Here is a 7,054-nt window from a genome sequence, read left to right on the forward strand (position 1 = left end):
TTACTTCACGAGCGCAGCGATTTTTTCTGCGCCGTCTGCCATTGATGTAGCTGCTGTAATCGCTAGACCTGAATCTTTGAGAATTTGTTTCCCTGCGTCAACGTTTGTTCCTTCAAGACGAACGACGAGTGGTAACTCTAGGCCGACTTCTTTTGTTGCCGCAACGATACCTTCTGCGATGACGTCACATTTCATGATTCCACCGAAGATGTTGACGAAAATTCCTTTGACGTTATCGTCCGAAAGAATCAATTTAAACGCTTCCGTTACTTTCTCTTTCGTCGCGCCGCCACCTACATCGAGGAAGTTCGCCGGATCGCCACTGAAGTGTTTGATGATGTCCATCGTTGCCATCGCGAGACCTGCGCCATTGACGAGGCAACCGATATTTCCATCAAGCGCGATGTAGTTCAAATCGCTTTTCGATGCTTCGACTTCACGTGGATCTTCTTCCGTTTCATCACGGAGTGCGACGATATCCGCATGACGGTACAATGCGTTTGAATCAAAGTTCAGCTTCGCGTCAAGCGCAACGACGTCGCCGTCTTTTGTTGTGACGAGTGGATTGATTTCAGCGATCGAGCAATCCTTTTCGACGAAGAAAGTATACAGTTTCGTTACCATACCAACGAATTTATTAACGAGTTTGACGGGTACACCCATCGCGAACGCTAATTTACGTGCCTGGAAAGCTTGAAGTCCGACTGCTGGATCAACGACTTCCTTGATGATTTTTTCAGGAGTCGCTTCTGCAACTTCTTCAATATCCATTCCGCCTTCACTTGAACCCATGATGACGACACGACCAGTCACACGATCAAGGACAATCCCGAGATAGTATTCTTTATCGATCGCACAACCTTCTTCGACAAGAAGACGTTGCACGACTTTACCTTCAGGTCCTGTTTGATGCGTGACGAGCGTTTTGCCGAGTAACTCCGTCGCGAATTCTTTTACTTCTTCTTGCGATTTTGCTAGTTTGACACCACCAGCTTTACCGCGTCCCCCTGCGTGAATCTGTGCTTTGACAACTTTGATTGGGCCTGACAATTGTTCTGCTGCATCAACTGCCTCTTCGACCGTAAATGCTGCGATTCCGTTCGGTACGGGTACACCATACGAACGAAGTAACTCTTTTGCCTGATATTCATGTACATTCATGAAAAAATCCCCCTTAACCCCTTTAGTTTCGGCTCTTTCATTGTAGTTAAAATTGGAAGCGCTGTCTATCGTTATCGACCGAAAGCATTTATTTTTTCGTGATTCCTTCATGATCGAGCTGATATAAAAAGGCAAACAGCTCGGCGATGACCCCATACAACTCGGGTGGAACTTGCTCGGATACTTCAATCGCATCGAGTAATGTGACCAAGGTTTGATCTTGCCGAATCGGAATATTGTGTCGAATCGCTTCTTCTAAGATTCGCTCGGCGACGATTTCTGACCCTTTGGCAACGACTTTCGGGGCTGCCATCTGTTCTTCATAAGATAAGGCAATTGCTTTTTTCATGCTTGGTAGTCCACCCTTCCGTTTCGTCGCGTCAAATCGATCGGAACCCGCTCTTTTGTTTGCTCGACTAATTCAAAACGAATCAACTCATACCCTTGCTCTTTTAACCGTTGTTCCATCATCGGTTGATAGGTAGCCATGAATGCACTAATTCGTTGATCCGGATGAAAAACGGACACCGCCATTTTTCGATCAGTAATCAATAAGTCGATCGCAATTTCACCTAACTTGGGCAGTTTCAGATAAAAAGCGATCCGGGCATGGTCCGGGTTCAATTCTTTTTTGTCGAAGGGTGCCTCCATCGTCACGTCGACCTCTTCAAAAGGACCGAAATGTGGCAGTTGCAACATAAAGAGCCCTCGCCCCGGTTCATTCGTCGCTTGGATGAGTTGTTGGGTCAGGATTTGGTCACTCGTCTTCCGGTCGAGCGTCCCTTGACCTTCCTCTGCATTACGCGCCATTTGAACGAGCTCAACAATCGCCTGCTTCAGTGTCTCACCCGAACCTTCCATCGTTGCGCGTTGGCCGAGTTGTTGTAATATCGCACGTGTCGTCTGAGGGAGCCCCTCTACACTCGGGCGCAAGAGACTCTCAAGCATCGAAGGCAGAACTTGTTTCACCGCAGTTTGTGGTGCTTCCGATAAAATCTTCAGTACGGGTTGTCCTTCCGTGCTCGTCACGACGAACCGGTACGCCATTCCTTCCTTCAAGTCAGCCGTCGTTCCGGCCGTCAGGACCCGTTGTCCGACTTGCAACTCCATCAATCCGTCCGGCAATAATTTCAATACTTTCCCGACGACATTTGCCCCTTCACGTAACGGCATGTTGGCTTGATCAATGATTTTAAAGGGAAGTAAGGCCCGATGTTCGATTTGCACACGCATTCACCTCCTAAAGTCGCTCAAGAACCGGTTTGAATGTTTTCCTGTGAATCGGCGTTACGCCGTATGTATCCAGCGCCTGTAAATGTTGTGCCGTCCCGTATCCTGCATGCTGTTCAAATCCGTATTCCGGATAAAGCGTCGCATAATGTTCCATCAATGCATCACGCGTTTCTTTCGCAATGACACTTGCCGCTGCAATCGAGACACTTCGTGCGTCCCCTTTAATCAGCGACGTTTGAGGTAGATCGACATCAAGTTCCATCGCATCGACGAGTAAAGCCTCTGCAGAAACGCCATTCACCGCTTGTAACATCGCCTGTTTCGAGGCTTGATAAATATTGATCCGGTCAATCTCTGCTGGTTCGATGATGCCAATCGCGACCTCTGCGACTTTGCGAATATGCTGATAGGCCAGTTGCCGTTGTTTTTTCGACATCTGTTTTGAATCTGTCAACGCGGGGTGATAAAAACCGTCTGGTAAAATCACGGCTGCCGCAACGACGGGACCGGCGAGCGGGCCACGCCCGACTTCGTCGACACCGGCGATTTTCCTCCATCCCTCTGCACGGTATGCTTCTTCAAATGCAGAACGCTCCTTAAAACTAAGACGTTGCTGTTCTTCGAGTACAAATCGACGACTCGTTTGCTTTAGTAACGTCTTGATTCCTGTTCGGTGATCGTGTGCCAATTCCTGTTCGATGGCTGCGAATTGTTCACGCGAAATCCCGTTAAGCCGTTCTTTTAAGTCTTGAATCTTCATCTGACATTCACTCCTATTTCGAAAAAAGCTTGGACCTTCTAGAGAAGGTTCCAAGCTCGTCTTATTCTGCAGTAGTTGCCCATTCTTCGACTGTTTCAAGTGTCACACGCCCGACTTTTTCCGTCCGCAGCTCATGTAACAACATCTCACTCGTCCGTTCAAAGTCGACGTATCCACCTGAAGTGAACCCACGTTTGTTGCCGATTGCTTCTAATACATCAACAGCTTCACCGGACACATCGTCTAGGCGATAACGTTCCATCAATTGTTCCGGATAACGCGATTTGAGCTCACGGATGGCAAACAGCGCGATGTCATCGATGTTTAAGATATCATCTTTGATTGCGCCTGTCGCTGCCAAGCGGTATCCCACCAACTGATCGTCGAACTTCGGCCAGAGAATACCAGGTGTATCAAGCAACTCCATCTCACCCGTCTTCATTTTGATCCATTGCTGACGTTTCGTCACACCTGGACGGTCACCCGTGATGGCGATGTTTCGTCCGGCAAGGCGATTGATTAACGTTGATTTCCCGACGTTCGGGATGCCGATGATCAACGCACGAATCGCACTCGGATTTCGTCCCTTGTCACGCATGCGGTCATGTTTTTCTTTCATCAGGCGTAATGCACCTTCATGAATTTGCCCGAGACCCTTATTGTGTTTTGCATCGACGGCGATGACATCGACTCCGTCTTTACGAAGCGCCTTCATCCACCGCTCGGTCAAACGCGCGTCCGCCATATCGGCTTTGTTCAAAACGATTAACCGCGGTTTTCCTGCCGTAATTTGCTCAACCATCGGATTGCGACTCGACATCGGGAGACGTGCATCGACCAATTCGATGACGACGTCAATCAATTTTAACTTTTCCTGAACTTCGCGGCGTGCTTTCGCCATGTGACCAGGGAACCATTGTATCGTCATATATTCCACCTCAACTCCATTATATTGCTGGACTGCTAACTTCATGTTGTGTGACGCGGTAAGACCTGCTGCAGTTACCGTCACTTCGTTCTCAAGAAACGATCCATCCCTTAGTATACGCAAAAAAAGCCAAGAAAAGAAGTGGTGTCGTACGGACACTACTCAATTCCTGACCTTCTTCCATCAAACGCACGGCTGATGGAACTGTTTCTGGTAGACGCATTTTGTTGCGAGGTCTTGATTTTTAATCAACTGATCGTAAATCGCCGAACGGATAAAAGACGAAATTCGTCGTTCCGACGATTTGATCTTCATCGACGAACCCGATGTCACGGCTATCTTTCGAGTTTTGACGGTTATCTCCCATGACGAATACTTTACCGGATGGAACTTTCGTTTCGCCAGTCCGTTCTTCTAACGTAAAGTCTTCCGTCAACGGGACACCATTCATTTGTGCTTTAAATTCTTTTAAATAGGGTTCTTCCACTTTTTTATCGTTGATATACAGTATATCATCCTTGTAGTACAACGTATCACCTGGGACAGCGATGACACGTTTGATATAGTCACGTGTTTCCGTCGCATGGAAGACGACGATATCGCCACGTTCTGGTTCATTAAAGTAATAGGGAACCTTATTGACGACCATCCGGTCTGAATTGTGCAGTGTCGGCATCATCGACTCGCCGTCCACGATGACCGGGACGAATAGAAACGTTCGGATGATGAACGCAATCACGAGCGCTACGACAAGCGCCTTTACCCAACTAAATAACTCCTTCACGCGTTCCACTCCTTTGATTAAATCTTTACTCTAGACTTAGTATACGCATAAACGATAAAAAAAAGAAGCTTGTCCGAAGACAAGCCACTTTTTCACATGATTAACGACGAATTTCTTTAATACGTGCCGCTTTACCACGAAGGTTGCGGAGGTAGTAAAGTTTCGCACGACGGACTTTACCGTAACGAACGACTTCGATTTGTGCAACACGTGGTGAGTGGAGCGGGAAAGCACGCTCTACGCCAACTCCGTAAGAAATCTTACGGACTGTGAAAGTTTCACTGATGCCGCCACCGTGACGTTTGATAACTACGCCTTCGAAAAGCTGGATCCGCTCACGCGTACCCTCGACGACTTTAACGTGTACACGGACTGTATCCCCAGGACGGAACGAAGGGACGTCTGACTTGATTTGTTCTTGTGTAATTTCACGGAACAATTGTTGTGTGTTCATGAATGATTTCTCCTTTTTTCACCAATGTTCTTATCTTCATTTGCTTATTGCATCCAACAGCGGAACATCGTTAATAGGTGGCTTTTGCCACATGTTTTAACTTATCACAGTTTCATTCTTTTGACAATCCTGAAATTGACCGGAGGTACTTTAAATCACTTGCCGACAAATCGGCTGACTCAAGTAAATCTGGACGTCGCTCCTGTGTTCGTTTCAAAGCCTGTTGTCTTCGCCACTGCTCGATTTTTGCATGATTCCCGGATAATAAGACGTCCGGGACCACTAATCCGTTATAGTCGGCAGGACGGGTATAATGGGGGTATTCGAGCAGTCCGGTCGAAAAGGAATCGTCTTCATGACTGGCCGATTTGCCAAGGACGTCAGGTAACAGTCGGACAACAGCATCAATCATCGTCATCGCCGCGAGTTCCCCGCCCGTCAAGACGAAGTCACCGAGCGACACTTCGTCCGTCACCAGTTCATCATGAATCCGTTGATCAAATCCTTCGTAATGGCCGCATAAGAAAACCAGTTCTGATTCCCGCGCCCATTTTTCCGCTATTTTTTGATCAAACCGTTGTCCTGTCGGTGTCATCGCAATGATGCGCCGGTTTGCTTTCGGCAAGGCTGCAACGGCGTCAAAAACAGGTTGCGGCGTCAACAACATCCCTGCACCACCCCCGTAAGGAGAATCATCGACACGTCCATGCCGGTTTGTCGAATAGTCCCGAAAGTTAATGTACTCGAGATGTATCCGTGCCTCTTCTTGTGCCCGTCCGACGATTGAATGGTTCAGTGCCGTGAACATATCCGGAAAAAGCGTCAAGACTTTGATGTTCATCCTTCAATCAATCCAGGTAACGGTGTGATTTGAATCCGCTTTTCTTGCACATCGATCGACGCGACGACTTGTTCGATATACGGAATCAAGACGTCTTTTTTTCCTGGACGTTTAATCGTCCAGACATCATTTGCTCCGGTCTCTAAGATTTCTGAGATGACACCAATCTTCGTCTCACCATCGTAGACGTCGCACCCAATGATTTCGTGGTAATAGTATTCATTCTCTGCGAGCTCTTGTAAGACTTCCGGCTGGACAAAGAGTTTTAACCCCTTATATTTCTCGACGTCGTTAATGTGATGCATCCCTTTAAAGGTCACCATGACAAATTGTTTATGTTTTCGGTAACTGCTGACCGTCAGGGGAACATACGTACCCTCCGTTTCGAGAAATACATCATTTCCGACTTTAAAGCGTTCTTCCGGAAAATCAGTACTCGCGAGCAACTTCAATTCGCCCTTTAAACCATGTGTGTTCGCGATCTTCGCGACTTCTAACCATTGCATTTTCTTCACTTCCTTCCTTTAAAATCGTCAATCAGATCTTTTTTTGCAAGATAGATTGTCAAATTAAGTGCAACACTTCTTCCGAGAAGACCTCGTATGCAGTTTTCCAGTTAAGACATTTTCTTGGTCTACCATTTATCCAGGCGAGCGCTTGAGCGAGTTCAGAGCGACTTACTTTTCCAAAGTCCGTCCCCTTCGGGAAAAATTCACGGAGAAGACCATTGGCGTTCTCGTTACTCCCACGTTGCCAAGAAGAATACGGATCAGCGAAGTACATCGGTAAGCCTAACGCTTCACGAATTCGTTCATGACAGCTAAACTCTTTTCCACGATCTGTCGTCGCGGTCTTGAACGTTCCCAGTGGGAAATAGAGATGCAATGCTCGAA

At 47.3% G+C, this 7,054-nt stretch carries 10 protein-coding genes; all 10 read right to left on the reverse strand.

What is annotated here, in order from left to right:
- Positions 1-1,161: an ADP-forming succinate--CoA ligase subunit beta gene (gene sucC, locus KNQ04_RS08950; protein ID WP_214849721.1), complete on the reverse strand. Its 1,161-nt coding sequence runs from the start codon at positions 1,159-1,161 to the stop codon at positions 1-3.
- Between the two features lie 88 nt (positions 1,162-1,249).
- Positions 1,250-1,510 (reverse strand): EscU/YscU/HrcU family type III secretion system export apparatus switch protein, encoded by a 261-nt coding sequence (locus KNQ04_RS08955; protein ID WP_088837376.1) that lies wholly within the window; start codon positions 1,508-1,510, stop codon positions 1,250-1,252.
- The gene (locus tag KNQ04_RS08960) at positions 1,507-2,388 is read right to left on the reverse strand and encodes a hypothetical protein (RefSeq protein ID WP_214849723.1); all 882 of its coding nucleotides are present in this window, start codon (positions 2,386-2,388) and stop codon (positions 1,507-1,509) included. The genes KNQ04_RS08955 and KNQ04_RS08960 overlap by 4 nt, the downstream gene beginning before the upstream one ends.
- A 13-nt stretch (positions 2,389-2,401) precedes the next feature.
- Positions 2,402-3,154, reverse strand: coding sequence for a ribonuclease HII (locus KNQ04_RS08965; RefSeq protein ID WP_214849725.1), 753 nt, complete (start codon positions 3,152-3,154; stop codon positions 2,402-2,404).
- Between the two features lie 61 nt (positions 3,155-3,215).
- Positions 3,216-4,082: a ribosome biogenesis GTPase YlqF gene (ylqF, locus tag KNQ04_RS08970; protein ID WP_214849734.1), complete on the reverse strand. Its 867-nt coding sequence runs from the start codon at positions 4,080-4,082 to the stop codon at positions 3,216-3,218.
- A 244-nt stretch (positions 4,083-4,326) separates the two neighbouring features.
- Positions 4,327-4,866, reverse strand: a complete 540-nt coding sequence (gene lepB, locus KNQ04_RS08975) for a signal peptidase I (RefSeq protein ID WP_214849736.1) — start codon at positions 4,864-4,866, stop codon at positions 4,327-4,329.
- A 100-nt stretch (positions 4,867-4,966) separates the two neighbouring features.
- Complete coding sequence (gene rplS, locus KNQ04_RS08980) at positions 4,967-5,320, reverse strand: 50S ribosomal protein L19 (protein ID WP_029330849.1); 354 nt, start codon at positions 5,318-5,320, stop codon at positions 4,967-4,969.
- 112 nt (positions 5,321-5,432) lie between these two features.
- Positions 5,433-6,161, reverse strand: coding sequence for a tRNA (guanosine(37)-N1)-methyltransferase TrmD (trmD, locus tag KNQ04_RS08985; protein ID WP_214849738.1), 729 nt, complete (start codon positions 6,159-6,161; stop codon positions 5,433-5,435).
- Positions 6,158-6,667 (reverse strand): ribosome maturation factor RimM, encoded by a 510-nt coding sequence (gene rimM / locus KNQ04_RS08990; RefSeq protein WP_214849741.1) that lies wholly within the window; start codon positions 6,665-6,667, stop codon positions 6,158-6,160. The genes trmD and rimM overlap by 4 nt, the downstream gene beginning before the upstream one ends.
- A 58-nt stretch (positions 6,668-6,725) precedes the next feature.
- On the reverse strand, positions 6,726-7,054 hold a 329-nt coding region (locus KNQ04_RS08995; RefSeq protein ID WP_214849744.1), incomplete at its 5' end, for an IS30 family transposase.

The organism is Exiguobacterium sp. s193 (genome assembly GCF_018618755.1).
Taxonomy (GTDB): domain Bacteria; phylum Bacillota; class Bacilli; order Exiguobacteriales; family Exiguobacteriaceae; genus Exiguobacterium_A.

Bases quoted from the DNA above. Each gene is read 5' to 3' on its own strand.
- sucC (WP_214849721.1), bottom strand. From the start codon at position 1,161: ATGAATGTACATGAATATCAGGCAAAAGAGTTACTTCGTTCGTATGGT.
- KNQ04_RS08955 (WP_088837376.1), bottom strand. From the start codon at position 1,510: ATGAAAAAAGCAATTGCCTTATCTTATGAAGAACAGATGGCAGCCCCG.
- KNQ04_RS08965 (WP_214849725.1), bottom strand. From the start codon at position 3,154: ATGAAGATTCAAGACTTAAAAGAACGGCTTAACGGGATTTCGCGTGAA.
- ylqF (WP_214849734.1), bottom strand. From the start codon at position 4,082: ATGACGATACAATGGTTCCCTGGTCACATGGCGAAAGCACGCCGCGAA.
- rplS (WP_029330849.1), bottom strand. From the start codon at position 5,320: ATGAACACACAACAATTGTTCCGTGAAATTACACAAGAACAAATCAAG.
- trmD (WP_214849738.1), bottom strand. From the start codon at position 6,161: ATGAACATCAAAGTCTTGACGCTTTTTCCGGATATGTTCACGGCACTG.
- rimM (WP_214849741.1), bottom strand. From the start codon at position 6,667: ATGCAATGGTTAGAAGTCGCGAAGATCGCGAACACACATGGTTTAAAG.